The organism is Streptomyces flaveolus (genome assembly GCF_014648815.1).
Lineage (GTDB): Bacteria > Actinomycetota > Actinomycetes > Streptomycetales > Streptomycetaceae > Streptomyces > Streptomyces flaveolus.
Genome location: NZ_BMRV01000007.1, coordinates 36,484 through 62,491, shown reverse-complemented (window position 1 = coordinate 62,491; position 26,008 = coordinate 36,484). Strand labels below are relative to the sequence as shown.

The window sequence follows — 26,008 nt, the reverse complement described above, 5'->3', positions numbered from 1 at the left end:
GCCCATGTGGCCAGGAGAGCAGTCATCCGCCGGGGGTCCGCACTCCGGGCAGCCGAACCCGTACCGGCAGCCGGGCTACCAGCAGCACGCCGCGCACCCCGGACAGCAGCCGCCCGCTCCGTGGAACGCCCCCACGGTCACGGCGGGCCCGCCGCCCGGCGGCGGGCCGGGCGGACGCCGCACGAAGGTGGTGGCGGTCGTCGCCGCCACGGCCGTCGTGGTGGCCGCCGCCGTGACCGGGGCCGTCCTCCTGGGCGGCGGCGAGGACGACCGGGCCGAGCCGGACCCGGTCGCGTCGTCGGCGTCCGCGTCCCCTCCCTCGCCCTCGGGCGACCCACGGAACGCGGACGGCGCCCCGCGGCCGGCCGTCCCCGGCTGGAACACCGTGGTGAACCCGGAGCTCGGTGTCGCCTTCGACGTACCGGCCTCCTGGGAGCGACAGTCGGCCGACTGGGTCAGCTTCGTCACGGACGACGAGGATCCCGACGACACACCGCTGATCGCCATGAGGGCCCCTGCCGTGCTGGAGGAGGAGTGGTGCGCCTCGGACGACGACAAGGACGGCTCGGTGGACCACACACCCCTCGCCTCCGCCGGCACCCGGGGCAACAACGGTGCGCGGAGCACCGAGGAGATCGCCCGGTCCGACTCGGCGGAGTGGGTGTACGGGGCGTTCGCCCAGCCCGACCGGAAGAAGATCACGACGGAGCCGGTGGTCTCCTTCACCACCACCTCCGGCATCACCGGCAGCCTCGCCACCTCCCGGTCGGCCGGGGTGGCGAAGAGGGGCAAGTGCGACGTGGACGGCAAGGCCACGACGTTCGCCTTCAAGGCGGCCGACGGCGACCTCGTGTCCTGGTCGTTCGTCGGTCCCGCGCGGGTCGGTGACGAGGTGGCGGACGCCACCGTGCGGAAGATCGCGGGCACTGTCCGGGAGTTCACGCCCTCGGACTCCTGAGGAATCGCGGCCCGGCGCCGGCTTCGGTACGTCCCTGACAAGGGGCAGTGACCGAATCGTGTCCGGCGCCGCACTAGGGTGACTGCACATGTGGCCAGGACAGCAGCCGCCCGGGGGCGAGCAGAATCCGCAGAACAACCCGTACCAGCAGCCGGGGTACCAGCAGCCGAATCCGTACCAGCAGCCCGGCTACCAGCAGCAGCCCGGTCCGTACGGGCAGCAGCCGCAGTGGGGCGCCAACCAGCCTCCCGGCAGGCCGGAGCCGCCGACCGTCGTCGGCGGCGGTGGTGGCGGTGGCGGGAACCGGACGAAGCTGGTCGCGATCGTCGCCGCGCTCGCCGTGGTGGTGGCCGCCGGCGTGACCGGATTCCTGGTGCTGGGCGGTGACAAGGACGACACGGCGGACGACGGCAAGGACAAGAAGCCGACCGCGAGCGCGTCCGCGGACAAGTCCGCGTCCCCGACGGCCGATCCGAGCGCGTCCGGTGGCGGGGACGACCCGCGCGGCGGCGGCGAGCTGAAGCCGACCGTCGAGGGCTGGAAGGTCGTCGCCAACCCGCGCTTCGGCACCATGTTCGACGTGCCGGCCGACTGGGAGATCGACAGCACCGACACGAGCGTCGGCTTCGAGTGGGAGGAGGACGGGAAGACGGACCGCACCACCGTCACCGCCCCGGCCTACCTCAAGTCCGAGTGGTGCACCGAGGACTCGAACAAGGACGGACGCAAGGAGAGCACCGCCCTCGCCACCGCCGGTACCCGCGGCGAGGACGGCGCCAAGGACGCCGCCATGGCGGCCGAGACCCGGGTGCCGTGGTGGATCTACGGCGGCTACACGGAGCCGGACAGGAAGAGCGTCAAGTACGACAAGCCGAAGGACTACACCACGGCCTCCGGTATCAAGGGCAGCGTCGCCACGGCCCACTCGGAGGGCACCCCGCAGAAGGGGAAGTGCGACAGCGAGGGCAAGGCGATCACCTTCGCGTTCAAGAACGGCGCCGGCGACTTCGTCACCTGGAACCTCTACGGCGCCAAGGGCGTCAAGGACGAGATCCCCGAGGCGACGATCCAGAAGATCCTGAGCACCGTGCGCCTGACCGAGGACCCGCCGACGGAGGCCTGAGCCCCGCTCGGCGTGCCGTGCCCGCCGCTCAGCCGATGCCGAACGCCCCGGCCGGAGGCTCGGGCGACGGCACGGCGTCCTCGTCCCGCACCGGCCGCGCGTCGCCGATGAAGTCCCGCAGGGCGGGCCCGTGTTCGACGCGGGCCGGGAAGGCGTCGGCGGCGGTGCGCCGCGCCAGCGCCGCCGTGTCGAGGGGCCGGTGCGCGGCGACGAGTACGGCGTTGCCGAAGCGGCGTCCGCGCAGCACCCCCGGTTCGGCGACGAGCGCCAGCTCCTCGAAGAGCGCGGCGAAGGCCGCGAGTTGCGTGCGCAGGAACGCGAACGGCGCCGCGTCGGCGAGGTTGGCCAGGTAGACGCCGTCGCCCCGCAGGACCCGCTCGGCCTCGCGGGCCCAGGCGAGGGTCGTCAGGTGCGCGGGTACGCGGGAGCCGCCGAAGACGTCGGCGACGACGACGTCGACCGAGTCCGCGGGCGCCGCCTCCAGCCAGGCGCGGGCGTCCGCGCCGTGGGCGGTGATGCCGGCGCCGCCCGGCAGCGGCAGGTGCTCGGCGACCAGTTCCAGCAGGCCGAGGTCGGCCTCCACGACGTGCTGCCGCGAGCCGGGCCGGGTCGCGGCGACGTACCGGGGCAGGGTGAACGCGCCCCCACCGAGGTGCAGCACGTCCAGCGGACGGCCCGGCTCCGCCACGGTGTCCAGGGCGTGGCCGAGCCGCCGCGCGTACTCGAACTCCAGGTGCGCCGGCTCGTCCAGGTCGACGTACGACTGCGGCGCCCCGTCGACGGTGAGCAGCCAGGCCCGCCGCCGGTCGACGTCAGGCATCAGCTTCACGGTGCCGTGGTCGGTGACGCGGCTGACGGGTACGGCTTCGTGCACTCCCTCGTGGTTCACCCCTCCATTGTGCGGCCGGGCGGTGCCGCCGGGGGCGCGGGGCCGCGTCGAGGTACGGCTCCGCCGCGCGGGCGCGACCAGCCACGACGGCTCCCCGCACCCCCACTCACGGCCGTGCCCCCGGCCGCGGCCGGGGGCACGGCGGCTCACCCGACAGCCGTCACCGTGCCCGCCCCCACCGTCCGCCCGCCTTCGCGGACGGCGAACCCGAGGCCGGTCTCCAACGGCACGTCCCGCCCCAGCTCCACCGTCATCGTGACGGTGTCCCCGGGCCGGGCGACAGCGGTCTCCCCGAGGTCCACGTCGCCGACCACGTCCGCGGTGCGGATGTAGAACTGCGGCCGGTACCCGGTGGTGAGCGGCGTCGAGCGCCCGCCCTCGCGCGCCGACAGCACGTACACCCGCGCCGAGAAGCGCCGGGCGGGCACGACACTGCCGGGCGCGGCGACCACGTGGCCGCGGCGCACCGTGTCGCGGGCGACACCGCGCAGCAGCAGCGCCACGTTGTCCCCGGCCTGCGCCTCCTCCATCGGCTTGCCGAAGGTCTCCAGGCCGGTCACGACCGTCTCGACGGACGCCCCGAGTACTTCGACCCGGTCGCCGACGCGGACGGTGCCCCGCTCGACGGCGCCGGTGACGACCGTGCCGCGGCCCGTGATGGTGAGCACGTTCTCCACGGACAGCAGGAACGGCGCGTCCAGGTACCGCTCGGGCATGGGCACATAGGTGTCCACCGCGTCGAGCAGCGCCTCGACCGAGGCCGTCCAGCGCGGGTCGCCCTCCAGGGCCTTCAGCCCCGAGACCCGTACGACGGGCACGGCGTCACCGCCGTAGCCGTGCGCGGTGAGCAGTTCGCGGACCTCCAGCTCGACCAGGTCGGTCAGCTCCTCGTCACCCGCGTCGGCCTTGTTGAGGGCGACCACGATGTGGTCGACGCCCACCTGCCGGGCGAGCAGCACGTGTTCGGCGGTCTGCGGCATGATCCCGTCCAGCGCGGAGACGACGAGGATCGCCCCGTCGAGCTGGGCGGCGCCGGTGACCATGTTCTTGACGTAGTCGGCGTGGCCCGGCATGTCGACGTGCGCGTAGTGCCGGGTGTCCGTCTCGTACTCGACGTGCGCGATGTTGATGGTGATGCCGCGCGCCGCCTCCTCCGGGGCGCGGTCGATGCGGTCGAACGGCACGAAGGTGCCGCCGCCGCGCTCGGCGAGGACCTTGGTGATGGCGGCGGTCAGGGTGGTCTTGCCGTGGTCGACATGGCCCATCGTGCCGATGTTCAGATGCGGTTTGGTGCGGACGTACGCCGTCTTGGACATGGCGGTACCTCGAAGCCTCGTGGCGGTGGTGGGGACCCCTGGGGCCGGCCGACCCTCCCCCTGCGGGGTCCGCCGGACGATCCGGGGAGGGTCAGCTTCGGGCGCCGTCGGCGGCGGCCGGGAAGAAGGGGACGGCAGCCTTCGGGGCATCCGCGACCGCGGATGCTGCGAGGTGGAAGGCGTACCGGAACATGACGCCGATCATCGCCGACGCTTTGTCCCACGTCGAATGCTTTTTTATGGCACGGGAGTTCGATCGGCGTGCCTGTCACCCCCGGTGCTACGGACCGATGTTCCGCAGCGCCTCCCGCACGGACAGCGGGGCGAGGTCCTGCCCGTGCGCGGCCACGAAGGCGCGCACGGCGTCGGGGTCGGTCTTCGCGTACTCGCGCAGGCACCAGCCGATGGCCTTGCGGACGAAGAAGTCGGGGTGGCCGGACCGGCGCAGGCAGTAGCCGAAGAGGCGGTCGGTGTCGGTGCGTTCCCGGTAGCGCAGTTGGTGGAGCAGGGCGGTACGGACCAGCCAGAGGTCGTCGTCCGCGATCCAGGCGTCCATGGCGGCCGTGAGGCCGCGGTCGGCCGCGACCAGCCCTCCGACGACATGTGCGGCGAGCAGGTCGACGGTGTCCCACCAGGGGACGGTGGTGAGCAGATGCCGGACCACCGGCAGGAAACCGGAGGAGCAATACGTCACATGACGGCGCAGGAGATCGACGGCGAAGTAGTGGTACTCGCGCTCGGGCAACCGCCAGCAGCGCAGCGCGATCGCGGTGCAGTCCGCCTCGCCGGGACGGGGCAGCCCTGCCAGGACCGTTCGGGACAGGTCACGGCGAACAGGCGTGGTCAGGCCCAGGAAGGGGGCCACGTCCTTCATGTACGTCCGCATCGCCACGGCCCGCCCGGGATCGGCCGCGGCGGCGTACACGACGGTCAGCCGCTCCATCACGGTGTCGGCGAGCGGGCTGTGCGGCACGTCCGGAATTCCCGTGTCTGTGACGCTCATGAGACGCACCCTACGGCGATCACACACATATGTCGGTTAGTGTCACCGGATGCTCGATGCCACCACCCGCTCTGGGGGCACCATCACGGCCTCTCCCCGGGCCGCGGCGACGGAGCTCTCCGTCGCCACGGCCGCCGGGCCCGTCGCACCGACCGGTCTCACCGCCCGCGTGACGAGAGTTCTGCTCTCGCCGTGGTCCCGTTTCTCCCTGCTCGTCGCCCTGCTCGCGTCGGCCGGGACGGCGGTGGTGCTGTTCCAGCCGCAGCAGTTGCTGACGAACGGCTGGCCGCCACAGCTCGGGGGCGCCGCCGCGGCGCTCGCCTACGCGGTGGCGTACGGACTGTGCACCGTCGCCTTCGTACCGCGCCCGCTGCTGAACCTGGCCGCGGGTGCCCTGTTCGGCTCGCAGCTCGGCCTCGCCTCCGCCCTGGCGGGAACGGTCCTGGGCGCCGGGGTCGCCTTCTGCCTGGGCCGGGTGCTCGGCCAGGAGGCGCTGCGTCCGCTGCTGCGGGGCAAGTGGCTGAAGGCGGCGGACGGGCAGCTCAGCCGGCACGGCTTCCGCTCGATGCTGGCGGCACGGCTGTTCCCGGGGGTGCCGTTCGCCGCCGCCAACTACTGCGCGGCCGTCTCCCGCATGGGCCTGCTGCCGTTCCTGCTGGCGACGGGCCTCGGGTCGATCCCGAACACCGCCGCCTACGCCGTCGCCGGGGCCCGCGCCTCGACACCGACCTCACCGGCCTTCCTGATCGCCCTGGCCTGCATCGCCCTGCCGGGGCTGGCGGGCGCGGTGGTGGCCTGGCGCAAGCGTCACCAGCTGCGCGGGCGCTGACCGAGCCCGCCCGGGGGTACGGGGTCCGGCCGGGCCCCGCCCTGGCCCCGGGCCCCTGTCGTCCGGCCTTCATTTCGGGGCGCTACGCTGCCCCTCGACACGCCTGATCCTGATCACCGCGGACGGTGGCTCGGTGTGTCCATCGACCGTTCCTCGATCGGCACTTGGACTCCGTAACTTCATGTCTTGGTTTGAATCCCTCATCCTCGGACTCGTCCAGGGGCTGACCGAGTTCCTCCCCGTGTCCTCCAGCGCGCACCTGCGCCTGACCGCGGCGTTCTCCGGCTGGCACGACCCGGGTGCGGCCTTCACGGCGATCACCCAGATCGGCACGGAGGCCGCCGTCCTCATCTACTTCCGCAAGGACATCGGGCGGATCATCTCGGCGTGGACCCGCTCGCTCACGAACAAGGAGATGCGCCGCGACCCGGACGCCCGCATGGGCTGGCTGGTGATCATCGGCTCGATCCCGATCGGCGTGCTCGGCCTGACGCTGAAGGACCAGATCGAGGGGCCGTTCCGCGATCTGCGCATCACCGCGACCATGCTGATCGTCGTCGGCGTGATCATCGGCATCGCGGACCGGCTGGCGGCACGCGACGAGAAGGGCGGCCGGCACCGAGCGCCGAAGCGGCGCAAGGAGCTGGAGGACCTGGGCGTCCGGGACGGCCTGGTCTACGGGCTCTGCCAGGCCATGGCCCTCATCCCCGGCGTCTCCCGCTCCGGCGCGACCATCAGCGGCGGCCTCTTCATGGGCTACCGGCGCGAGGCCGCGGCCCGGTACTCGTTCCTGCTCGCGATCCCCGCGGTGCTCGCCTCCGGCCTGTTCGAGCTCAAGGACGCGATGGAGAGCGACCACGTCTCCTGGGGCCCGACGCTGTTCGCGACGGTCATCGCCTTCGGCACGGGCTATGTGGTGATCGCCTGGTTCATGAAGTTCATCTCGACCAAGAGCTTCATGCCGTTCGTCTGGTACCGCATCGCGCTCGGCGTCCTCATCATCGCCCTGGTCGCGGCCGGTGTCCTCAGCCCGCACGCCGCCGAGTCCGCCGGCTGACGGGCATATGCCTGCGTAGCCGTCCGGTAGCGCAGTGTCAGTGCTTGCCCCTAGGCTTGTCCGCATGTCCCCCGATTACGTGACCCCTGGTTCCGTGCGTTCCGCCGCGGAGCTGAACGACCAGATCCGCGCCCTGTGGCGACGTGCGGGCGGATCCCTGTCGGCTCAGGAGCGCGTGGAGTACGAGTTGCTGGTGGTCGAATGGGCCGCCGCGATCCGCTGCGAGATCATCGAGGCCGCCTGAGCGGCCCGGTAGGCCGGCCCGCGAGCAACCTCCCGCAGCACGCGCCGCGTTGACGCCTCAGCGGCCACCCGCGACGCGCAGCACCGTCCCCGTCGTGTACGACGCGTCCGGCGACATCAGCCAGGCGATGGCCGCGGCGACCTCCTCGGCCCGGCCCGCGCGCCCCAGCGGCACGGCCGCCCCCATCCGCCGGGCCCGGTCCGGGTCGCCCATGGCGGCGTGCATGTCGGTGTCGGTGACGCCCGGCGCGACGGCGTTGACGCGGACGCCTGCCGGGCCGAGTTCCTTGGCCAGGCCCACGGTCAGGGCGTCGACGCCCGCCTTGGACGCCGCGTAGTGGACGTACTCCCCCGGGCTGCCGAGGGTCGCGGCGCCCGACGACACGTTGACGATCACGCCGCTCCCCCGCGCCGTCATCAGCTGCGCGGCGCGGCGGGCGCACAGCAGCGCGCCCAGCAGATTGACGTCGAGGACCCGGCGCAGGTCCGCGGTGTCGCTGTCGGCGAGGCGCCCCAGTGGGCCGGTCACCGCCGCGTTGTTCACCAGGCCCGTCACCGGGCCGAGCTCCCGCTCGGCCGCCTCGAAGAGGTGCTCGACGTCGGCCTCGACTGATGTGTCCGCCCGCACGGCGAGGGCGCGGCCGCCCGCCTCCCGTACCCCGGCCGCGACCGCCCCGGCGGCCGCCTCGTCGCGGACGTAGCCGATGACGACGTCGTGCCCGTCGGAGGCGAGGCGCAGGCAGGTCGCCGCGCCGATCCCCCGGCTGCCTCCGGTGACGACGGTGACGGGACGCGTCATGAGAACCTCCTGCGACAGGTATTTGATCGATCATCGATCATCCTAGGCGTGAAGTGCTCCGTGTCCACAGGGCGAGGTCGCTGCTCGTCGCCACGGCGATGGTGCGTCCGGAGGGCGAGAAGCCGGCTGCGCGGAACGTGGAGTAGTTCACGTGCACGATGTGCCACCACCGCTCTCCGTGCGGACCCGCGTGGGGCGGCCCGCCGTCGCGGGAGAGCAGGACACGCTCGTTCGGCCAGGCCGGAGTGACCACCTCGAGGCACCAGCCGTCCTCGGTGGTGCGGTGCAGTCCCCCGCCGAAGAGCCCGGCGATGTGCACGCGGCTCCCGGCGATCGGCCCCAGCCCCGGGCAGGACAGGTCGGCGGCCGCGTCGGGGGTGCTGTGCTCGGCGTCGGGGTCGCGGTCCCGGGCGATCTTCTCGCCGGTGACGGCGTCGAAGAGCCCGCGCCCGTCGTGCGAGACGACCATCACGAGATCGTGGCCGGTGCCGGGATCCGACGCGAAGCCGATCCCGAGCAGCCCGCCGACCGGCACGCCGTACGTGGCCGCGAAGACAGGCCGCCAGGGCTCGGGCGCGGGCACCACGGGGGCCGCCATAAGCCGGTCCCGCATCGCCCTCTGGTACGCCGAGAGTTCCGGCTCGTGCTCCGACTGTCCGACCGGGGCCACGCTCTGCGTCCGCTGCTTCACGCCCCCATGATCCACCTTCCGCCAGGCCGGACCGACGGAATTGACGGCACGGCCGGACAGTCACGGACCGTCACACGGAGGCCACCACCTCGCCGGCCATGACCTCGGGCGGGTTGGGGAGCACCGACGAGAGGTGGTCCCGCACGAAGCCCGCGGCCCGCAGGACCGATTCCTCGGCACCGGCCCGGTCCTGGAAGATGCTGGTCGAGACCATCACCCCGCCCCCGGCATCGATCCAGTAGTAGGCCACGAAGCCGGAGACCTGATGCAGCAGCGGCAGGAACCCCTCGTTCACGAGACGCGCCGCCTCGGCCGAATCGGTCACCCCTTCGTACCGTCGGACTGCTGCGTACATCCCCGAGCTCCTCACGCCATTCCGGGTTCGTCCTCTGCTGGGCTGTCGTACCCCCGCGACGGCTGTCCGGCTCACGAGGCGTCCGGCAATCACCTGAAGGGCCACCCCGGGTGATCCGAACGGCGGCGGACGCCTGCCCGGCCGGCGCGCTGCCGGTGTGATCAACTGAACGGGTCCGCGTCGAGAGCGCACACTGAAAGCACCACGGGGTAGGGAGCCGCCCATGAAGACGCTCGGCCACTGGCTCATCTCTCCCCGGCGGCGCTCGGCGGTCGCCGTACTCGCCGGCGCGCTGCCCGTCCTCGCCTTCCCCGCCCCGTCGCTGTGGTGGTGGGCCTGGGCCGCGCTGGTGCCGTGGCTGCTGCTGGCCCGCAGCGCGCCGACCGGCAGGCGGGCCGCGTACGACGGCTGGTGCGCGGGGTTCGGGTTCATGCTGGCCATGCACCACTGGCTGCTTCCCAGCCTGCACGTGTTCACGTTCGTCATCGCCGCGCTGCTCGGCGCGTTGTGGGCGCCGTGGGGATGGCTGGTGCGGCGGCTGCTGGGCGGGGCCCCGTCGGGCCGCCGGGTCGCGGCGGCGCTCCTGGTGCTGCCGTCGGGCTGGCTGGCCGTGGAGCTGGTCCGGTCCTGGCAGGGGCTCGGCGGCCCCTGGGGGATGATCGGTGCCAGCCAGTGGCAGGTCTCGCCGACGCTGCGGCTCGCCTCGGTCGGCGGGGTGTGGCTGCTCAGCTTCCTGGTGGTGGCCGTCAACGTGGCCGTCGCCGTTCTGGTCGCCGTCCGCCGGGCCCGGGTGCCCGCCGTGGCCGGGCTCGTCGCCACCGCCGCCGCCACCTCCGCCGCCTGGGTGTGGGCGCCGCGCCCCGATACGGGCGAGCGGGTCGCCGTGGCCGTGGTGCAGCCCGGTGTCGTCGCCGGCCGCGACAGCGCCGACCGGCGCTTCGACCGGGAGGAGCAGCTGACCCGCGGACTGGCGGACCGGGGCGCCGACCTGATCGTCTGGGGCGAGAGCAGCGTCGGCTTCGACCTGGACGACCGGCCGGACCTGGCCCGGCGGCTGGCGGCCCTGTCCCGGGAGACGGGTGCGGACATCCTGGTCAACGTGGACGCGCGGCGCTCGGACAAGCCCGGCATCTACAAGAGCTCGGTGCTCGTCGGCCCGGACGGCCCGACCGGCGACCGCTACGACAAGATGCGGCTGGTGCCCTTCGGGGAGTACGTTCCGGCGCGCTCACTGCTCGGCTGGGCCACCTCCGTCGGCAAGGCGGCGGGCGAGGACCGCAGGCGCGGCTCGGAGCAGGTCGTGATGGACGTGGGGAAGGGGCTGCGGATCGGTCCGATGGTGTGCTTCGAGAGCGCCTTCCCCGACATGAGCCGCCATCTGGCCGCCGACGGCGCCGAGGTGCTGCTCGCCCAGTCGTCGACTTCGACGTTCCAGGACACCTGGGCGCCCGAGCAGCACGCCTCGCTCGCCGCGCTGCGCGCCGCCGAGACCGGCCGCCCGATGGTCCACGCGACGCTGACCGGGGTCTCCGCCGTGCACGACGCGACGGGTGCGCGCATCGGCCCCTGGCTCGGCACCGACGCGAGCGCGGCGCAGGTGTACGACGTGCCGCTCGCCCAGGGGACCACCCTGTACGTCCGCTTCGGCGACTGGACGGTGCACGCGGCACTGCTGATCCTCGCGGCCTGGGCCGCCACCGAAGGGGTGCGGACGCTGCGGCTCAGGCGGTCGGATCCAGCACCGCGCGTACCACCCGCTCGCACAGCTCATGGGTCTCCAGCGCGTCCCGGGCACTGAGCACCTTGCCCGCCCGCACGGCGTCGAGGAAGGTGAGCACCGCCTGCTCGATGCCGCGCTGCCGGGCCACCGGCACCCAGTCGCCGCTCCGCCGCACGGTCGGCTGGCCCTTGTGGTCGATCACCTCGGCGAGGTTGACCACCTGGCGCTTGGTGTCCTGCCCGGAGACCTCGAGGATCTCCTCGGCCGAGCCGCTGAGCCGGTTCATCACGCCGAGCGCGGTGAAGCCGTCCCCGGCGAGCTGGAGCACGACGTGGTGGAGCAGGCCGTTCTCGACGCGGGAGCGCACGGTGACGTCGTCGACCGGGCCGGGGACCAGGAACCGCAGGGTGTCGACGACGTGGATGAAGTCGTCGAGGATCATCGTGCGCGGCTCCTCCGGGAGCCCCGTGCGGTTCTTCTGCATGATGATCAGCTCGCGCGGGTGCTCGGCGCACTGCGCGTACCCGGGGGCGTGGCGCCGGTTGAAGCCGACGGCGAGGCTCGTGCCGCGCTGCTCGGCGAGCTCCACCAGCCGCTCGGAGTCGGCGAGTTCGTAGGCGAGGGGCTTGTCGACGTAGGTGGGTACGCCCGCTTCCAGGAGCCTCGTCACGATCTCGGGGTGGACCGCCGTCGGCGCGTGCACGAAGGCGGCGTCGAGGTCCTGGGCGAGGAGGGAGTCGAGGTCGGCGTGGCGCTGCCCTTCCGGGATGCGCAGGCCGTCGGCGACGCGGGTGAGGGTCGCGGGGGTGCGTGTCTGCAGGTGCAGCTCGGCACCGGGCAGGACGCCGAGCACCGGCAGGTAGGCCTTCTGCGCGATGTCGCCGAGTCCGATGCAACCGACCTTCACGGGGTGTACTCCTCTAACGCTCGCCGGCCCGGGTCCGCTGCGAAGCATACGGCGCCTGCGGAGGCCGCCAGTCGGCGATGCCGTCGAAGCTCCGCAGGAACAGTGCGGGGCCGGTCCTGGACAGCGCGGTGATCACGGCGTCGCGTACGGCGGTCACGGCGCGGCTGCCCGCCATGTTCAGCCGGGCGACCCTGACGGCCTGCCGCGCGACGGCGGTCGTCCGGGGCAGCCGGGCGGCCGTGTAGGCGGCGAGGTCGTCCCTGTGGTGGGCGAGCACGATCGCGTCCTCGATCGCCTGGTTGCCGCCCTGGCCGAGGGTCGGCGGCATGGCGTGGGCCGCGTCCCCGAGGAGGGCGACCCGGCCGCGGTGGTGGGCGGGCAGCGGCTCGGCGATGTGGTGCACGTCGTGGCGCAGGACGTCCTCGGGGCGGGCGGCGGCGAGGACGGCGGGGATCGGGTCGTGCCAGTCGCCGTACCGGTGCAGCAGCTCCGCCCTCTCGTCCGCGGCGTGCCCGCCCGCCGGGGTGACGGCGGCGGCGTACGCGTAGACCCGGCCGTCCTTCAGCGGGTGCGTGCCCCAGATGCGGCCCCGGCCCCAGGTCTCGTGCGAGGCGAACGCGACGCCGGGCAGCGGGATGACCACCCGCCATGTGGTGAAGCCGGAGTAGACGGGTCCGGGGTGGCCCGGGAACAGCGTCCGGCGTACGGCGGAGCGGATGCCGTCGGCGGCCACGACCAGGTCGGCCTCCAGCTCGCCGTCGGGTGTGCGCACGCGGGCCGGCCGGTCGCCGTCGCCGGGGTCGACGAGGGTCGCGGCGGCGCCGGTGCGGACCGCGCCGGGCGGCAGCTGTGCGGCGAGGCGGTCGATGAGGGTGGCCCGGTGCAGGAGCACGAGCGGGCCGCCGAACCTGTCCGCCGCGGCCTCGGCGCTGGAGCGGGAGAGCCAGCGCCCGCCCGGGGTGCGCAGACCGCCGTCGCCCTGCCAGGCGGCGAGGCCGCGGATCTCGTCGCCGAGGCCGATGACGTCCAGGGCCCGCAGGGCGTTGGGCGACAGGGAGATGGCCGCGCCGACGGGCTCCAGGCGCGGGGAGCGCTCCAGGACGGTGACCCGCAGGCCGGCGGCGTGCAGGGCCGCCGCCGCGGTGAGTCCGCCGATCCCGCCGCCGATCACGACGGCCTGCTTGGTCCTGTCCATGGCTTCTCCTCGCGTCCGCCCCGGCTGCCACTACAGCTGTAGTGAGCCGATGCCTCGACTGTACTACAGCCGTAGTGCGCCAGGTAGGTTGGCCGTATGCCTGTCCGCACCGCACCCGCCACCGGCGCCGCCCGCGCCGGCCTCGTAGCCGACGCCGCGCTCGCCCTGCTCGCAGAGCGCGGGATGCGCGGGCTCACGCACCGCGCGGTCGACGAGGCGGCCGGACTCCCCCAGGGCTCCACGTCCAACCTCGCGCGGACCCGGCAGGCCCTGTTGGAGCTGGCGGTGCGGCGGCTGGCCGAGCGGGAGGCGCGGGTACTGGCCCTGCACGAGATGCCGGACCCGCGCGACGGCCTCGACGCGCTGGTGGACGCGCTGGCGCTGGCGACACACCGTGCCCTGACCCGCAACCGCGAACTCACCCTGGCCCGCTACGAACTGGCCCTGGAAGCCACGCGCCGACCCGAACTGCGGGCCTACTTCGACGCCACCGGCGCCCGCTTCCGCGAGCAGCTCGGCGCCCTCGTCACGGCGATGGGCTCGGCCGACCCGGCCCGTCATGTGCTGTCCCTCGTCGCCTGGGCGGACGGGCTGATGTTCTCCTGCGTGGCCGGGTCCTTCAGTGCCGAGGTGCCGGGGCCGGACGAGGTGCGGGCGGGTCTGCGGGAGCTGATGGACGGGATGCTGGGCCGCTGACCCGCACAATTCCCTGGTGGATCACGCGGGGTTGGGCGAGGATGCGGACATGAGTACCGACCGCCGCGAACCCGCGACCGACGCCGACGAACGCGCCATGCTGGAGGGCTGGCTGGACTACCACCGGCAGACCCTCGCCTGGAAGTGCGAAGGCCTGACCGACGAGCAGCTGCGGACCGCCGCCGTGGCCCCCTCCTCCCTGTCCCTGATGGGACTGGTGCGGCACATGGCCGAGGTGGAGCGGAGCTGGTACCGCAGGGTGCTGGCGGCCGAGGAGGCCGAGCCGATCTACTACAGCGACGAGGACCCCGACGGCGAGTTCCACCTGACCGAGGCGGACACCTGGCAGGACGCGTACGCCACCTGGCAAGCCGAGATCGAGGCCGCCCGGCGCCATGCGGCCGCCTTCCGCCTCGACGAGATGTCCCGGGGGAAGCACCGGCGTACCGGCGAGCGGTACAACCTGCGCTGGATCCACACGCACCTGATCGAGGAGTACGCGCGGCACAACGGCCACGCCGACCTGATCCGCGAGTGCCTCGACGGCGCCACCGGCGACTGACGTCACCCGCGGCGGGCGCGAGGCCTCCGTACGGGGCGGGAGATCACCCGTGCGGGGCAACCTCCGCTCGTCCGCCGTCGCGGAGCGGGCCCGACCCGCCAGAGTGACGCGGGTGCATCGAACGACGACCACCGCAACGCTTCTGGTGACCGTGGCTGTCTCGGCCCTGTCCGGCTGTACGACGGTCCAGCCCGCATCCGGCCCGGCGGACGGCGCCCGCCCGTCCGCCGGCCGCCCGGACGGCCCGGCCGACCCGCGGGTGGTGCAGGCCCCCGCCCGTGAGGCGCTGGAGATGATCGGCCCCACCCCGTCCCCCGGCGACGCCTCGGAGGAACCGCGCCGCACGGCACGCCCGACGGCCCCGGCGCGGAGCGAACCTCCGGCCGCCCGTCCGGAGCCGCGGTCACGGCCCGCACGCCCCGAGGCACCCCGGCGGCCGGGCGGCACCTCTCAGAAGCCCCGCGTCGAGGCCCCCGACGTTCCGAGTCTGACCGGCGGAGGCACCGGCACGCAGTCGGACGTGTGCTCCCTGGGCAGGCAGTACGGGGGCTGGCGGCCGGGCAGCCCGGAGGCGGCCATCTGCGAGCAGACGTACGGCCGCTGAGACCTCGCCGCCTACGGCCGCCGGCGCGGTGGCCCCCATGGGCCGTCCGTCGCGGGACCCGGGTCGCCGAGCCGCGTCTCCAGCCGGCGGATCGCCGCCCGCACACCCTCGCCGTAGCGGTCGTCGGCCAGCGCCTCGGCCGCGCCGCGGGCCCGCCGCAGATGCAGCCGGGCGGCCTCGCGGTGACCGAGCCGGTCGTAGTCCGCGGCCAGGTTCAGGTGCAGCGAGGGATACAGGGCGCGTGCGGCGGCCCTGTCCCCGTGCCGCTCGGCGGCGTCGTCCTGGGCGAGTTCCTCGGCGGCGGACAGGGCCCTCAAGTCCCACGCCAGTTCGTCCCCCGGATCGTCCTGGGTGTCGGCCAGGTAGTGGGCCAGGGTGCAGCGGTGCAGCGGGTCGCCGTGCTCACCGATCTCCGCCCACAGGACGAGATAGCGGTGCCGGGCCTCCTCGCGGTCGCCGGCATGGTGCAGCATGACGACCTGCCCGATCCGCGTCAGTACCGCGTCCGGCGCCGCCTGCTCCTGTCCCTTGGCCACCACGTCCTCCGTGCCCCTCGTCGGCTGTCCCCGACGACGCTAACGGCAGGCACCGGTCTTCCAGGTCAGGCGGCCCGTGACTCGCGGGCCGGCGGCGGACGACCGGTCCCCGTCCGTCGGGGCGTCCCCCGGGTCAGGCCAGGTTGGGGAGGGACCAGTCGATCGGCTCGTGGCCCTGCTCGGCGACCGCCTCGTTGATCTGCGTGAACGGGCGGGAACCGAAGAACTTCTTCGCCGACAGCGGCGAGGGGTGCGCGCCCTTGACCACGACGTGCCGCGTCTCGTCGATCAGCGGCAGCTTCTTCTGGGCGTAGTTGCCCCACAGCACGAACACCGCCGGGTCGGGCCGGCCGGCGACCGCGCGGATCACCGCGTCGGTGAACAGCTCCCAGCCCCGGGACTTGTGCGAGTTCGCCTCGCCGGCCCGGACCGTGAGCACCGCGTTGAGCAGCAGGACGCCCTGCTTCGCCCAGGGCATGAGGTAGCCGTTGTCCGGGATCGGGATGTCCAGCTCCGCGTGCATCTCCTTGTAGATGTTGCGCAGCGACGGCGGCACCTTCACCCCCGGCCGGACCGAGAAGCACAGCCCGTGGCCCTGCCCCTCGCCGTGGTACGGGTCCTGCCCGAGGACCAGCACCTTCACCTGGTCGTACGGCGTGGCCTCCAGCGCGGTGAAGACCTCCTCGCGCGGGGGATAGACGGGGCCGTTCGCCCGCTCCTCCTCGACGAACTCCGTCAGCTCCTTGAAGTAGGGCTTCTGCAGTTCGTCGCCCAGCACCTCGCGCCAGGACTCGGGCAGCATGGCGATGTCGGTCACGTCAACTTCCTTACGGTGTGCGGTCGCTTCCAGTCCTCAGAACCTACCGGCGACCACTGACAATCAGCTCCCGGGGGCGCTGGGCCGGGCCGGGAGCAGGTCGCCTACCAGCTGGTCTTCCGCGACAGCTGCCACATCATCATGATCGTCGACGGGTCCAGCGCCCGCTCCGCGCCCGAGATGTCGTTGCTCGCGGCCACGTACTGCTTGCCCTGCCACAGCGGCAGCAGCCGCGCGTCGTTCACGAGGATCTGCTGCGCCCGCTCGAAGTCCTTCTCCACGTTGGCGCGGTCGCTCTCGCGCCGGGACCGGGGCAGCAGCTCGCCGGTGATCTCCGGGGCCGGGTACGGCGTGCCGAGCGCGTTCTGCTCGCCGACGAAGGGGGCGATGAAGTTCTCGGCGTCCGGGAAGTCCGGGGACCAGCCGCGGCCGAACACCGGGTACTCACCCTTCTGGTACCCCTCGACGTACGTCTTCCAGGGCCGGCTCTTGAGGGTCACCGTGAACAGGCCGGAGTCGTCCAGCTGCCGCTTGAGCTCCTTGAACTCGCCCTCGGTCTCCGAGCCGTAGCGGTCGGTGGTGTACCAGAGGGTGAGCGGGACGGGCTCGGTGATGCCCGCGTCGGAGAGGATGCCGCGGGCCTTGGAGATGCTGGGGTCGCCGTAGTCGTCGAAGAAGCCCGTGGTGTGGCCCGTCAGGCCCTTGGGGACCATGGAGTACAGCGGGTCGACGGTGTCCTGGTAGACCTTGTGCGCGATCGCCGCGCGGTCGATCACCTGGGCGACGGCCTGGCGCACGGGCTTGCGGCTCGCCCATGGGTCCTTCGGGTTGAACACCAGGTAGCTGATCTCCGCACCGGTGCCCTCGACCAGCTGGAGGTCCTCCTCCTTGGCGGCCTTGCCCTGGAGCGTGATGATGTCGTCGGCCGCCAGACCCCGGTAGGTGGCCTGGATCTCATGGTCGCGCAGCGCCTTCACCATGCCGGCGGAGTCCTTGAAGTACCGGATGGTCACCGCGTCGTTGTGGCGCTCCGCGTAACCCCGGTAGCGGTCGTTGCGGACGAGTTCGGCCCGCTCCCCGTCCTGGTACGACTGGAGCGTGTACGGACCGGAGCCGACGATCCCGTCGCCCTCGCGCAGCGCGTCCGCCGGATACCCGGCGGGGTCGACGATGGACATCGCCGGCGTGGCGAGCACGAACGGGAAGGTGGCGTCGGGCTTGTTGAGGTGGAAGACCACCTCGTGCTCGCTGGGCGCCTGGACCCGGTCGAGGCTGCCCAGCAGACCGGCGGGACCGCCGTTGACGTTGATCTGCTTGATCCGGTCGATGGAGTGCTTGACCGCTTGCGAGTCCAGCGCGTGCCCGTTGGAGAAGGTCAGGCCGTCGCGCAGCTCACAGCGGTAGACCTGGTTCGCCGCGTCGGTGAACGCGCAGCTCTTGGCGGCGTCGGGCTGGGGCGCGGTCGCGCCGTTGGGGTAGCTGAGCAGCGTCTGGTAGATGTTGCGGAACAGCTCCCAGGAGCCGTCCCACGAGGCCGCCGGATCCAGCGTGCTGGGCGCGCTGGTCGTACCCACGACGATCGGTCCCTCGTCCTCGGAGCTGTCGGACGACAGGATGCCGCATCCGGTGATCAGCGACGATATGGACGCGATGGCCGCGGCACTCCGCAGGCATCGGTTCCGGTTGAACACGCGCACGCTCCTCGATCCGCCGTACCAAGGGTCGGCAGACCATACCGCAGCACCGGGCTCCCTGAACTCCCCTGTGAACAGGGGTTTTGATCATTTTCGCGATGACTACGTTGTCATGGCCCGGATGATCTCACCACGCGGACACGGGCGCCATCACTGTCCATGGCGCCCGTGCCGCGGTGACGTGCCGCGGGGGTCGTGTCAGGCCACGCCGGCGTTCAGGAAGATGCCGCCGTCGACCACGAGGGTCTGGCCGGTGACCCAGGCGGACTGCTCCGAGGTGAGGAACGCGGTGGCGCCGCCGATGTCGGAGGGCACGCCGAGCCGGCCCAGCGGGTAGGCCGCGGCGGCCTCCTCCTCACGGCCCTCGTACAGGGCGGCGGCGAACTTGGTCTTCACGACGGCCGGGGCGATCGCGTTGACCCGGACCCCGGGCGCGAACTCGTGCGCCAGCTGCGCGGTGAGGTTGATCAGCGCGGCCTTGCTGACGCCGTAGGCGGCGATGAAGGGCGAGGGCGACAGGCCCGCGACGGAGGCGATGTTGACGATCGTGCCGCCGTTGTCCTTCTGCCAGGCGTGCCAGGTGCGCTGGGCGAAGCCGAGCGCCGAGATCACGTTGGTCTCGAAGACCTTGCGCGCGACGTTCAGGTCGAGGTCGGCGATCGGCCCGAACACCGGGTTGGTGCCGGCGTTGTTGACCAGGTGGTCGACGCGGCCGAAGGCCTCCATCGTGCGGTCGACGGCGGCGGCCTGGTGGGCCTCGTCGTGCGCCTTGCCGGCGACGCCGATGACGCGGTCGGCGCCGAGCTTCTCGACGGCCTCCTTCAGGGCGTCCTCGTTGCGGCCGGTGATGCAGACGCGGTCGCCGCGCGCGACGAGCGCCTCGGCGACGCCGTAGCCGATGCCGCGGCTGGCGCCCGTGACGAGCGCGACCTTGCCGGAGAGTGCGGGGAGTTCAGTCATGTCCGTGTTCCCTAGTCGAGCGGTCCGCCGGCCACGTACAGCACCTGGCCGGAGACGAAGCCGGCGGCCTCGCCGGTGAAGAAGGCGATGGCGTTGGCGATGTCCTCGGGCTCGCCGACGCGCGCGACCGGGATCTGGGTGGCGGCGGCGGCCTTGAAGTCGTCGAAGCCCATGCCGACGCGGTCGGCGGTGGCCTTGGTCATCTCGGTGGCGATGAAGCCGGGGGCGACGGCGTTGGCGGTGACGCCGAACTTGCCGAGCTCCTTGGCGAGGGTCTTGGTGAAGCCCTGCAGACCGGCCTTGGCGGCGGAGTAGTTGACCTGGCCGCGGTTGCCGAGCGCGGAGGAGGAGGAGAGGTTGACGATGCGGCCGAAGCCGGCGTCCACCATGTGCTTCTGGCACGCCTTCGACATCAGGAAGGCGCCGCGCAGGTGCACGTTCATGACGGTGTCCCAGTCGGAGACGCTCATCTTGAACAGCAGGTTGTCGCGCAGCACGCCCGCGTTGTTGACGAGGATCGTGGGCGCGCCCAGCTCCTCGGCGATCCGGGCGACGGCCGCCTCGACCTGCGCCTCGTCGGAGACGTCGCAGCCGACCGCGATCGCCTTGCCGCCAGCCGCGGTGATCTTCTCCACGGTGTCCTTGCAGGCGGCCTCGTCGAGGTCGATCACGGCGACGGCGCGGCCTTCGGCGGCCAGTCGTACGGCGGTGGCGGCACCGATGCCGCGCGCGGCTCCGGTGACGACGGCGACCCGCTGCTCATTGGTGGACATTGCTGCTTCTCCTCGTCCTGGGGATGCGGCCCGTGCGGGGCCCCTCGGCACGCCCATGGGTGAGCGACCGCTTAGTACCTTCCGCAGACGTGACGCTAGAAGCCCTGGCACCCGGTGTCAACGGGACACCGGGCCGGTGTGATCCATTACCTCGTTCCCCGGCGCACCGGCCGCGCCGGACTCCCCCGGACGGCCCAGCGCTGCGGGCCCGCGCGGCGCTGGGCCCCTAGCGTCGGAGGCCGAGCCCTTCGTGGCCGGAAAGGAGGCGTCCATGCGCCGTCGTACCGGTGCCGCAGGCATAGCCGTCGCGATCGCCGCGATCGTGCCGCTGGCCGACCCCGCACACCCCCAGGAGCTGGACTCCTGGACTCTCACCCACCAGAGGGCGGCCCAGTCCGTCTTCGACAGCGATCCGGGCGACCAGGACCCGTTCGCCCCTGGCCCGTTCACCCCTGAACCGCTCTCCCCGGACGGGCTCTCTGCGGACGCGCTCGGCGACGGCCCGTCCGGCGAGGGACGGCCCGACGGAAGCGGAGCCGATCCCGGCCGTCCCGACGCCGGCGGATTCGAGGAGTACCGGCCCGAGCAGGGCGGATTCGACGAGTACCGCCCGGACCAGGGCAGCCCCGACGGGGGACGGCTCGACCAGGGCGGGACCGGCCAGGGCGGATTCGACCCGGGCAGCCCCGACGAGGGGCGTCTCGACCAGGGCGGAAACGGCCTGGGGGGAAACGACCCAGGTGGAAATGGCCAAGGCGGAAACGGTCAGGGTGGCAACGGCCAAGGCGGACACGGCCAGGGTGGCAACGGCCAAGGCGGACACGGCCAGGGTGGCAACGGCCAAGGCGGAAACGGCATCGGCCGGATCGACGCTGCCAGGGAGGCCGACGGCGGGGCGGCCGGTGGGGTGTCGCCGCGGCGGGACTCGTTCCCGACGGTCTCCGCGACCTCCACACCGCGTCCCGCCCGCACCACACCGGCTCCGGTCACCACCGCCGTACCGGGTCCCGCGACCTCCCCGGCCGTCACGCCGACGCTCGGCACCCGGGGCGGACTGGGCGGCGCCTCCGGTACCGGGCCGACCGGCTGGGACGTCGGCATCGGCGTGGGCTGCGTCGCGAGCGCCGCGCTCGCCTCGGCCTACGTGCTGAAGCGCCGCCGGCGCGCCTGACCCCCGGGCACGCGGGACGCCTACCGCACCAGCAGGCCGAGGAGCCGTTCCGTCTCGGCGGCCGGGTCGGTCGTGAGGCCGGTGTGCACGGGGCCCGGCTGGACGATCGTGGAGCGGGGGGCGATCAGCCAGCGGAAGCGGCGGCCGGGATCGTCGGGGGCCGCCTGCCCCGCGGCGGTCCCGCCGGCGCACACGCCCTCGACGGCGCGCAGCGCGGCGCGCACGCCGGGCAGGTCCACGTGCGGGTCGAGGGCGAGCAATCGGCCCTCGTCGAGATGGGTGCGGGCACCGACGTAGGACTCGGCCCGGCAGTACACGAGCACGCCCGCGTTGACGCACTCGCCGCGCTCGATCCGCGGCACGACGCGCAGCAGCGCGTACTCGTAGACGTGACGGTCGTTCACCGGCCCCCCTCGATGCGGTCGTGGATCGTGGCGGCCCGCGCGAGCAGCGGCCGGGCGTAGGCCCGCCTCAGGTCGTCGGGCGTCGCGAAGCCGGGCTCGTCCGCCAGCCAGACGTCCGGGATCTCGGCGGTGACCTCGGCGAGGAGGTCCTCGGTGACGAGGGGCGCGAGCGCGGCGGCGGCCGAGCGGACGTCGGGCGCGAACGGCGCGAGGGCGTGGTCGCGGGCGTCGTACGGACGGGCGGCCGAGGCCTCGGCGCCGGGCCAGTTGTGGTGCCAGATCATGGTGGCGCCGTGGTCGACGAGCCACACGTCGCCCCGCCACCGCAGCAGGTTCGGGTTGCGCCAGGAGCGGTCGACGTTGTTCACCAGCGCGTCGAACCACACGATCCGCCCGGCCTCCTCCCGGCTCACCTCGAAGGCCAGCGGGTCGAAACCGAGCGCGCCGGAGAGGAAGTCCATGCCGAGGTTGGTGCCGCCGCTGGACTTGAGGAGTTCCTGCACCTGCTGGTCCGGCTCGCCGAGCCCCAGCACCGGGTCGAGGTCGACGGTCACCAGCCGCGGCACCCGGAAGCCGAGGCGGCGGGCGAGTTCGCCGCAGACCACCTCGGCGACGAGCGTCTTGCGGCCCTGCCCCGCGCCGGTGAACTTGAGGACGTACGTCCCGAGGTCGTCGGCCTCGACGAGTCCCGGCAGCGAACCCCCCTCACGCAGGGGCGTGATGTAGCGGGTCGCGGTGACCTCTTTCAGCATTCTCCCGGGCCATCCGTCTCTTCAGCCGTGCAGCCGTCACGGGCCGTCGGCCCCTTGCTTCCGGCCTCGGGCATGAAGTGAGCATAGTAACCGAGGGTGATCACCGGCGTGGATGCTGCCGGGAGGCGTCCGGCCCGGGTTCCAGGGGCGGGCAGGTGAGGGAGAGGTGGGAGCGGCAGACGGGAGGCGGGGCGGTCTCGACCCGGTGGCGTACGCGCCGGGGCCGGACGAACAGGGCAGCCGTCGCCGAGGCGGCGAGGAAGAGCACGACGGTCACGACGGCGGCGCGGTGGAAGGAGCGGTTCACCGCGGCACCGGAGGTGTAGGCGTCGCCGGAGAGGCCCACCAGGAGCGGCAGCGCGGCGACGATCAGCAGTTGGGCCACCCGTGCCGCGGTGTTGTTCACCCCGCTCGCCAGCCCGGCGTGCTCGGCGTCGACGGAGGCCAGGACGGTCGCCGTGAGCGGCGCCACGAACAGGCTCATGCCCAGGCCCATCACCAGTACCGCGGGGAGAACGTCCGGTACGTAGGCGGAGTCGGGCCCGACCCGGAGCAGCAGCGACGCTCCGGCCGCGGCCACCAGTGGCCCCGTGATCAGCGGAACCGCGGGCCCGATGCGTTTGGCCAGGGCGCCCGCCCGGGCGGAGAGCAGGAGCATCAGCACGGTGATGGGCATCGTCGCGAGACCGGCCTCCAGCGCGTCGTACCCGAGCGCCGTCTGCAGTTGGACAGGCAGCAGGAACAGGACTCCGCCGATGGCCGCGTACAGGTACACCGTCATCCCGTTGGTCGCCGAGAAGAGCCGGGAGGAGAACAGGGAGAGCGGCATCATCGGGTTCCTCGCCCGGCGTTCGACCCCGAGGAAGGCCGCCCCGGCGGCTACGGCGACCACCGCCGGAAGCACGACGCGGACGACCGGACTGCCCGACGAGGCACTGATCAGCGCATAGCTCACGCCGCCCAACGCCACTGCCGCGAGACACGCGCCCAGCGTGTCGAAGGGGCGTCCGGCCGCGGCGGGGTCGCGGCTCTCCGGTACGAAGGCGACGGCGATCAGCACGACGGCGACCGCGAGGGGCACGTTGATGAGGAAGATCCACCGCCACCCCGGCCCGTCGATCAGCCAGCCCCCGAGGAACGGCCCGAGGGCGCCCGCCACACCGGTCAGGCCGGACCAGGCTCCCACCGCGCGCGACTGGTCGTCGGGGTGGAAGGACGCCCGTACCAGCGCCAGCGAGCCGGGTGTGAGCAACGCGCCGCCCACCCCCTGGAGGGCACGGGCGCAGATCAGCACGTACTCGTTGGGCGCGAGGCCGCACAGTGCCGAGGCCCCGGCGAACCAGGCGACGCCCAGCAGCAGGGTGCGCCGTCTGCCCATCCGGTCGCCGAGCGCGCCGCCCCAGAGGATCAGGGCGGACAGCGTCAGCATGTAGGCGTTGACGACCCACTGGAGCACGGACAGCGAAGCGCCGAGGTCACGCCCCATCCTGGGCAGGGCCACGTTGACGACCGTGCCGTCGAGCATGGCCATGCCGGACGCGAGCACGACACAGGCCATGACCCAGCGCCCGCGCGCCGACGCCAGACGCAGACCGTCCGGGCCGTCTCCGTTTCCGCTCACGCCTCCAGCCTGCCGGTGTCGGCCACGGAGCGCTCGCGGGAAGCGGCAGGGGCGTCATCGGTCCGACGGCGGCGAAGTGGCGGCCTCTTGCGCCGGAACGAACCCATGCAGTGGGCTGGCCCCCATGAGCAGAAGAAGCCTCGCGCTACTGACCACTGCCCTGGTGATGCCCGCCCTTCTGGCGGGCGCGCCCGGCCACCGCGCCGAAGCCGCCGAACCGGGTGCCGGCGGCTCCCCGAGACCTTCCGCATCGCCCCTGCCGCGGGGGGTGGACCTCGACACGGTCACCATCCCCGAGTTACAGGCGCGCATGAACCGCGGGTCCCTCACCTCGTCGGCGCTGACCATGGAGTACCTCCGACGGATCAAGGCCATCGACCCGAAGATCAACGCGGTCCTGCGCACCAGTCCGACGGCCCTGCGACAGGCCGCTGCGAGCGACGTCCGGCACCGGCTCGGCAGGACCCGCGGCCCGCTCGACGGCATCCCCGTGCTGCTGAAGGACAATGTGAACACCCGCGACATGCCGACGACGGCCGGGTCGACGGCTCTCGCCGGCAGTCCGCCGGACAAGGACGCGCAGCTGGTGCGCAGGCTGCGGGAGGCGGGCGCGGTGGTCCTCGGCAAGGCCAATCTGTCCGAGTGGGCCAACTTCCGCGCGGCGAAGCCGACCTCGGGCTGGTCGGCGGTGGGCGGCCAGACGAACAACCCGTACGTCCTGGACCGGAATCCGTGCGGATCGTCCTCCGGCTCGGCTGCCGCGCTCGCCGCGTCGTTGACGCAGGTGGCGATCGGCACCGAGACGGACGGCTCCATCGTGTGCCCGGCCGGGATGAACGGAGTGGTCGGCCACAAGCCGAGTCTCGGCCTGGTCAGCCAGTCGGGCGTCGTCCCGATCTCCGCCGAGCAGGACACGGCGGGTCCCATGGCACGCAACGTGGTCGATGCCGCGCTCACCTTCTCGGTGCTCAGCGGGCGGCGCACCGCCGGCACCTCCGGCCTCGTGGACGCGGCCACCCGCCCCGGCGCCCTGCGCGGCAAGCGGATCGGCCTGTGGCGGCTGCCGTCCCTCGGCACCGCGGTGGACGCCCTGATGACCCGTACCGCGGCGGACCTGCGTGCCGCGGGCGCCCAGGTCGTCGAGGTGACGCCGCCGTACCAGGACCGACTCGCCGCACTCGAATTCCCAGCGCTGCTGAGCGAGTTCCACCGGGACATCGACGCAACCTCGCCACCCGCGGCGGGCCCCGGGACCTCGCCGAGCTGATCGCGTTCAACCGCACGCACCCGGCCGAGCAGACGTGCTTCGCCGGCCAGGAACTGTTCGAGCAGGCCCTGGTCGCGCCGTCGACCACCGACCCGCGATACCGGGCCATGCGCGCCGAGCTGCGGGACCTGTCCCGGCGGTCCATCGACGAGACCATGGACGCGCACGGCCTGGACGCCATCGCTTCCCCGGCGAACCCGCCCGCCTGGACGACCGACTGCGCGCGCGGCGACAACGACGTGATCCCGTCCTCCACCCCGGCCGCCGTGGCCGGGTACCCCTCGCTGTCCGTGCCCGCCGGATTCGTGGACGAGTTGCCGGTCGGACTGCTGCTGATGGCCGGCGACCGTCAGGACGCCGAACTGCTGTCGCTGGGTGCGGCGGTGGAGCACCGGCTGGACGCCTGGCGGGCCCCCCGGTACCTGCCCTCCGTACCGGCCGGCACGGCCCCGCGAAACGGCCGGTGACAACGGACCCGACGGCATCACGACAGGACTGAACAGCACGTGCTCCACGGCCGTACCTCTCGGCAGATCACGCATCCAGCCCCGGAAGGGAACGTCATCAGCATGACCAGCGCATCGTTTCACCCCGCGTCCGGACCGGCTCGTCGTACGGTCGTGGCGGCGGCCGGGGCCGCGGGACTCGCCGTCGCCCTGACCGCGTGCGGCGGTTCGGACGACGACGCGTCGAGCGAGTCCGCGACCGGCGGGGGCGAGAACGCCGGAGCCGGTGGCGCGCTCGCGGCGACCGCGGACATCCCCGAAGGGGGCGGGAAGGTCTTCGCCGACCGGAAGATCGTGGTCACCCAGCCCACGGCGGGCGAGTTCAAGGCCTTCTCGGCCGTCTGCACCCATCAGGGGTGCGCCGTGAAGGACGTCTCCGACGGCGTCATCAACTGCCCCTGCCACAACAGCAGGTTCTCCATCACGGACGGCAGTGTGCAGGGCGGCCCGGCCACCAAGCCGCTGCCCGCCGTGCAGATCACGGTCAGCGGGGACTCGATCACGCCGGCGTGAAGGGGACAGCGGAGACACGGTCGACCGACACGACGTGTGAAGAAGGG

The 26,008-nt window shown here is 73.0% G+C and carries 27 protein-coding genes and 1 pseudogene; 12 read left to right on the top strand and 16 right to left on the bottom strand.

Features of this window, described 5'->3' with window-relative positions:
• The first annotated feature begins 4 nt into the window (after positions 1 to 4).
• Positions 5 to 958, top strand: a complete 954-nt coding sequence (locus IEZ05_RS17975; protein ID WP_189231149.1) for a hypothetical protein — start codon at positions 5 to 7, stop codon at positions 956 to 958.
• An 88-nt stretch (positions 959 to 1,046) separates the two neighbouring features.
• Entirely contained in the window at positions 1,047 to 2,081 is a 1,035-nt protein-coding gene (locus tag IEZ05_RS17970; RefSeq protein WP_189231148.1) for a hypothetical protein, read from the top strand.
• Positions 2,082 to 2,109: 28 nt separating this feature from the next.
• Here the strand turns inward: IEZ05_RS17970 and IEZ05_RS17965 are convergent, their stop codons facing one another.
• The 3 genes from IEZ05_RS17965 to IEZ05_RS17955 form a co-directional block, all read right to left on the bottom strand.
• Entirely contained in the window at positions 2,110 to 2,955 is an 846-nt protein-coding gene (locus IEZ05_RS17965; protein WP_189231436.1) for a spermidine synthase, read from the bottom strand.
• A 161-nt stretch (positions 2,956 to 3,116) separates the two neighbouring features.
• Positions 3,117 to 4,286 carry an elongation factor Tu gene (gene tuf / locus IEZ05_RS17960; protein WP_189231147.1) on the bottom strand — a complete coding sequence of 390 codons (1,170 nt, stop codon included), beginning with the start codon at positions 4,284 to 4,286 and terminating at the stop codon, positions 3,117 to 3,119.
• A 280-nt stretch (positions 4,287 to 4,566) separates the two neighbouring features.
• Complete coding sequence (locus tag IEZ05_RS17955; protein WP_189231146.1) at positions 4,567 to 5,289, bottom strand: DNA alkylation repair protein; 723 nt, start codon at positions 5,287 to 5,289, stop codon at positions 4,567 to 4,569.
• Positions 5,290 to 5,338: 49 nt separating this feature from the next.
• Here IEZ05_RS17955 and IEZ05_RS17950 point away from each other — a divergent pair, with 49 nt between their 5' ends.
• From IEZ05_RS17950 to IEZ05_RS17940, 3 genes are all read left to right on the top strand, one after another.
• The gene (locus IEZ05_RS17950) at positions 5,339 to 6,118 is read left to right on the top strand and encodes a TVP38/TMEM64 family protein (RefSeq protein ID WP_189231145.1); all 780 of its coding nucleotides are present in this window, start codon (positions 5,339 to 5,341) and stop codon (positions 6,116 to 6,118) included.
• A gap of 181 nt (positions 6,119 to 6,299) precedes the next feature.
• Positions 6,300 to 7,175: an undecaprenyl-diphosphate phosphatase gene (locus tag IEZ05_RS17945; protein ID WP_189231144.1), complete on the top strand. Its 876-nt coding sequence runs from the start codon at positions 6,300 to 6,302 to the stop codon at positions 7,173 to 7,175.
• 64 nt (positions 7,176 to 7,239) lie between these two features.
• The gene (locus IEZ05_RS17940; RefSeq protein WP_189231143.1) at positions 7,240 to 7,419 is read left to right on the top strand and encodes a hypothetical protein; all 180 of its coding nucleotides are present in this window, start codon (positions 7,240 to 7,242) and stop codon (positions 7,417 to 7,419) included.
• Between the two features lie 57 nt (positions 7,420 to 7,476).
• Here the strand turns inward: IEZ05_RS17940 and IEZ05_RS17935 are convergent, their stop codons facing one another.
• The 3 genes from IEZ05_RS17935 to IEZ05_RS17925 all read right to left on the bottom strand — a co-directional run bounded on the left by IEZ05_RS17935 (position 7,477) and on the right by IEZ05_RS17925 (position 9,263).
• Entirely contained in the window at positions 7,477 to 8,217 is a 741-nt protein-coding gene (locus IEZ05_RS17935) for an SDR family oxidoreductase (RefSeq protein ID WP_189231142.1), read from the bottom strand.
• 37 nt (positions 8,218 to 8,254) lie between these two features.
• Entirely contained in the window at positions 8,255 to 8,830 is a 576-nt protein-coding gene (locus IEZ05_RS17930; protein WP_229869758.1) for a hypothetical protein, read from the bottom strand.
• Between the two features lie 148 nt (positions 8,831 to 8,978).
• Entirely contained in the window at positions 8,979 to 9,263 is a 285-nt protein-coding gene (locus IEZ05_RS17925; RefSeq protein WP_189231140.1) for a hypothetical protein, read from the bottom strand.
• A 223-nt stretch (positions 9,264 to 9,486) separates the two neighbouring features.
• Here IEZ05_RS17925 and lnt point away from each other — a divergent pair, with 223 nt between their 5' ends.
• A complete protein-coding gene (gene lnt / locus IEZ05_RS17920; protein ID WP_189231139.1) occupies positions 9,487 to 11,061 on the top strand; it encodes an apolipoprotein N-acyltransferase in 1,575 nt (524 codons plus the stop codon).
• On the opposite strand, the gene IEZ05_RS17915 is transcribed toward lnt, so the two are convergent.
• On the bottom strand, positions 10,985 to 11,890 hold the full coding sequence (locus IEZ05_RS17915) for a Gfo/Idh/MocA family protein (RefSeq protein ID WP_189231138.1): 906 nt from the start codon (positions 11,888 to 11,890) through the stop codon (positions 10,985 to 10,987). The genes lnt and IEZ05_RS17915 overlap by 77 nt on opposite strands.
• A 13-nt stretch (positions 11,891 to 11,903) precedes the next feature.
• Positions 11,904 to 13,085 (bottom strand): FAD-dependent monooxygenase, encoded by a 1,182-nt coding sequence (locus IEZ05_RS17910; RefSeq protein ID WP_189231137.1) that lies wholly within the window; start codon positions 13,083 to 13,085, stop codon positions 11,904 to 11,906.
• A 96-nt stretch (positions 13,086 to 13,181) separates the two neighbouring features.
• Between IEZ05_RS17910 and IEZ05_RS17905 the strand changes: the two genes are divergently transcribed.
• The 3 genes from IEZ05_RS17905 (at position 13,182) to IEZ05_RS17895 (ending at position 14,947) form a co-directional block, all read left to right on the top strand.
• A complete protein-coding gene (locus IEZ05_RS17905) occupies positions 13,182 to 13,781 on the top strand; it encodes a TetR/AcrR family transcriptional regulator (protein ID WP_189231136.1) in 600 nt (199 codons plus the stop codon).
• A gap of 49 nt (positions 13,782 to 13,830) precedes the next feature.
• On the top strand, positions 13,831 to 14,343 hold the full coding sequence (locus IEZ05_RS17900; RefSeq protein WP_189231135.1) for a DinB family protein: 513 nt from the start codon (positions 13,831 to 13,833) through the stop codon (positions 14,341 to 14,343).
• Positions 14,344 to 14,455: 112 nt separating this feature from the next.
• The gene (locus IEZ05_RS17895) at positions 14,456 to 14,947 is read left to right on the top strand and encodes a hypothetical protein (protein WP_373298801.1); all 492 of its coding nucleotides are present in this window, start codon (positions 14,456 to 14,458) and stop codon (positions 14,945 to 14,947) included.
• Positions 14,948 to 14,958: 11 nt separating this feature from the next.
• Here IEZ05_RS17895 and IEZ05_RS17890 read toward each other — a convergent pair whose 3' ends face one another.
• From IEZ05_RS17890 to fabG, 5 genes are all read right to left on the bottom strand, one after another.
• Positions 14,959 to 15,483: a hypothetical protein gene (locus IEZ05_RS17890; RefSeq protein ID WP_189231134.1), complete on the bottom strand. Its 525-nt coding sequence runs from the start codon at positions 15,481 to 15,483 to the stop codon at positions 14,959 to 14,961.
• Between the two features lie 133 nt (positions 15,484 to 15,616).
• Positions 15,617 to 16,300, bottom strand: coding sequence for a uracil-DNA glycosylase (gene ung / locus IEZ05_RS17885; RefSeq protein ID WP_189231133.1), 684 nt, complete (start codon positions 16,298 to 16,300; stop codon positions 15,617 to 15,619).
• 104 nt (positions 16,301 to 16,404) lie between these two features.
• The gene (locus IEZ05_RS17880; protein ID WP_189231132.1) at positions 16,405 to 17,991 is read right to left on the bottom strand and encodes an ABC transporter substrate-binding protein; all 1,587 of its coding nucleotides are present in this window, start codon (positions 17,989 to 17,991) and stop codon (positions 16,405 to 16,407) included.
• A gap of 201 nt (positions 17,992 to 18,192) precedes the next feature.
• Entirely contained in the window at positions 18,193 to 18,954 is a 762-nt protein-coding gene (locus tag IEZ05_RS17875; RefSeq protein ID WP_189231131.1) for an SDR family oxidoreductase, read from the bottom strand.
• A gap of 11 nt (positions 18,955 to 18,965) precedes the next feature.
• Positions 18,966 to 19,727 carry a 3-oxoacyl-ACP reductase FabG gene (fabG, locus tag IEZ05_RS17870; RefSeq protein ID WP_189231130.1) on the bottom strand — a complete coding sequence of 254 codons (762 nt, stop codon included), beginning with the start codon at positions 19,725 to 19,727 and terminating at the stop codon, positions 18,966 to 18,968.
• A 271-nt stretch (positions 19,728 to 19,998) separates the two neighbouring features.
• On the opposite strand from fabG, the gene IEZ05_RS17865 reads away from it, so the two are divergent.
• Positions 19,999 to 20,898 carry a hypothetical protein gene (locus IEZ05_RS17865; RefSeq protein ID WP_189231129.1) on the top strand — a complete coding sequence of 300 codons (900 nt, stop codon included), beginning with the start codon at positions 19,999 to 20,001 and terminating at the stop codon, positions 20,896 to 20,898.
• Between the two features lie 20 nt (positions 20,899 to 20,918).
• Here the strand turns inward: IEZ05_RS17865 and IEZ05_RS17860 are convergent, their stop codons facing one another.
• The 3 genes from IEZ05_RS17860 to IEZ05_RS17850 form a co-directional block, all read right to left on the bottom strand.
• Positions 20,919 to 21,302 (bottom strand): DUF3037 domain-containing protein, encoded by a 384-nt coding sequence (locus IEZ05_RS17860; RefSeq protein WP_189231128.1) that lies wholly within the window; start codon positions 21,300 to 21,302, stop codon positions 20,919 to 20,921.
• Positions 21,299 to 22,054, bottom strand: a complete 756-nt coding sequence (locus IEZ05_RS17855) for a HipA family kinase (protein ID WP_189231127.1) — start codon at positions 22,052 to 22,054, stop codon at positions 21,299 to 21,301. The genes IEZ05_RS17860 and IEZ05_RS17855 overlap by 4 nt, the downstream gene beginning before the upstream one ends.
• Before the next feature lie 100 nt (positions 22,055 to 22,154).
• Entirely contained in the window at positions 22,155 to 23,612 is a 1,458-nt protein-coding gene (locus IEZ05_RS17850) for an MFS transporter (RefSeq protein WP_189231434.1), read from the bottom strand.
• A 187-nt stretch (positions 23,613 to 23,799) separates the two neighbouring features.
• On the opposite strand from IEZ05_RS17850, the pseudogene IEZ05_RS17845 reads away from it, so the two are divergent.
• Positions 23,800 to 25,409: pseudogene (locus IEZ05_RS17845) on the top strand (amidase family protein).
• Positions 25,410 to 25,511: 102 nt separating this feature from the next.
• The gene (locus IEZ05_RS17840; RefSeq protein ID WP_189231126.1) at positions 25,512 to 25,961 is read left to right on the top strand and encodes a Rieske (2Fe-2S) protein; all 450 of its coding nucleotides are present in this window, start codon (positions 25,512 to 25,514) and stop codon (positions 25,959 to 25,961) included.
• Positions 25,962 to 26,008 lie beyond the last annotated feature (47 nt).

Excerpts from the sequence above, each read along its gene's own strand:
- IEZ05_RS17940 (WP_189231143.1), top strand. The coding sequence starts at position 7,240 with ATGTCCCCCGATTACGTGACCCCTGGTTCCGTGCGTTCCGCCGCGGAG.
- IEZ05_RS17875 (WP_189231131.1), bottom strand. The coding sequence starts at position 18,954 with ATGACTGAACTCCCCGCACTCTCCGGCAAGGTCGCGCTCGTCACGGGC.
- IEZ05_RS17855 (WP_189231127.1), bottom strand. The coding sequence starts at position 22,054 with ATGCTGAAAGAGGTCACCGCGACCCGCTACATCACGCCCCTGCGTGAG.
- IEZ05_RS17925 (WP_189231140.1), bottom strand. The coding sequence starts at position 9,263 with ATGTACGCAGCAGTCCGACGGTACGAAGGGGTGACCGATTCGGCCGAG.
- IEZ05_RS17945 (WP_189231144.1), top strand. The coding sequence starts at position 6,300 with ATGTCTTGGTTTGAATCCCTCATCCTCGGACTCGTCCAGGGGCTGACC.
- IEZ05_RS17930 (WP_229869758.1), bottom strand. The coding sequence starts at position 8,830 with ATGCGGGACCGGCTTATGGCGGCCCCCGTGGTGCCCGCGCCCGAGCCC.
- IEZ05_RS17840 (WP_189231126.1), top strand. The coding sequence starts at position 25,512 with ATGACCAGCGCATCGTTTCACCCCGCGTCCGGACCGGCTCGTCGTACG.
- IEZ05_RS17900 (WP_189231135.1), top strand. The coding sequence starts at position 13,831 with ATGAGTACCGACCGCCGCGAACCCGCGACCGACGCCGACGAACGCGCC.
- IEZ05_RS17955 (WP_189231146.1), bottom strand. The coding sequence starts at position 5,289 with ATGAGCGTCACAGACACGGGAATTCCGGACGTGCCGCACAGCCCGCTC.
- fabG (WP_189231130.1), bottom strand. The coding sequence starts at position 19,727 with ATGTCCACCAATGAGCAGCGGGTCGCCGTCGTCACCGGAGCCGCGCGC.
- IEZ05_RS17910 (WP_189231137.1), bottom strand. The coding sequence starts at position 13,085 with ATGGACAGGACCAAGCAGGCCGTCGTGATCGGCGGCGGGATCGGCGGA.
- IEZ05_RS17970 (WP_189231148.1), top strand. The coding sequence starts at position 1,047 with ATGTGGCCAGGACAGCAGCCGCCCGGGGGCGAGCAGAATCCGCAGAAC.
- lnt (WP_189231139.1), top strand. The coding sequence starts at position 9,487 with ATGAAGACGCTCGGCCACTGGCTCATCTCTCCCCGGCGGCGCTCGGCG.
- IEZ05_RS17975 (WP_189231149.1), top strand. The coding sequence starts at position 5 with ATGTGGCCAGGAGAGCAGTCATCCGCCGGGGGTCCGCACTCCGGGCAG.
- IEZ05_RS17850 (WP_189231434.1), bottom strand. The coding sequence starts at position 23,612 with ATGGCCTGTGTCGTGCTCGCGTCCGGCATGGCCATGCTCGACGGCACG.
- tuf (WP_189231147.1), bottom strand. The coding sequence starts at position 4,286 with ATGTCCAAGACGGCGTACGTCCGCACCAAACCGCATCTGAACATCGGC.
- IEZ05_RS17905 (WP_189231136.1), top strand. The coding sequence starts at position 13,182 with ATGCCTGTCCGCACCGCACCCGCCACCGGCGCCGCCCGCGCCGGCCTC.
- IEZ05_RS17935 (WP_189231142.1), bottom strand. The coding sequence starts at position 8,217 with ATGACGCGTCCCGTCACCGTCGTCACCGGAGGCAGCCGGGGGATCGGC.
- IEZ05_RS17865 (WP_189231129.1), top strand. The coding sequence starts at position 19,999 with ATGCGCCGTCGTACCGGTGCCGCAGGCATAGCCGTCGCGATCGCCGCG.
- IEZ05_RS17950 (WP_189231145.1), top strand. The coding sequence starts at position 5,339 with ATGCTCGATGCCACCACCCGCTCTGGGGGCACCATCACGGCCTCTCCC.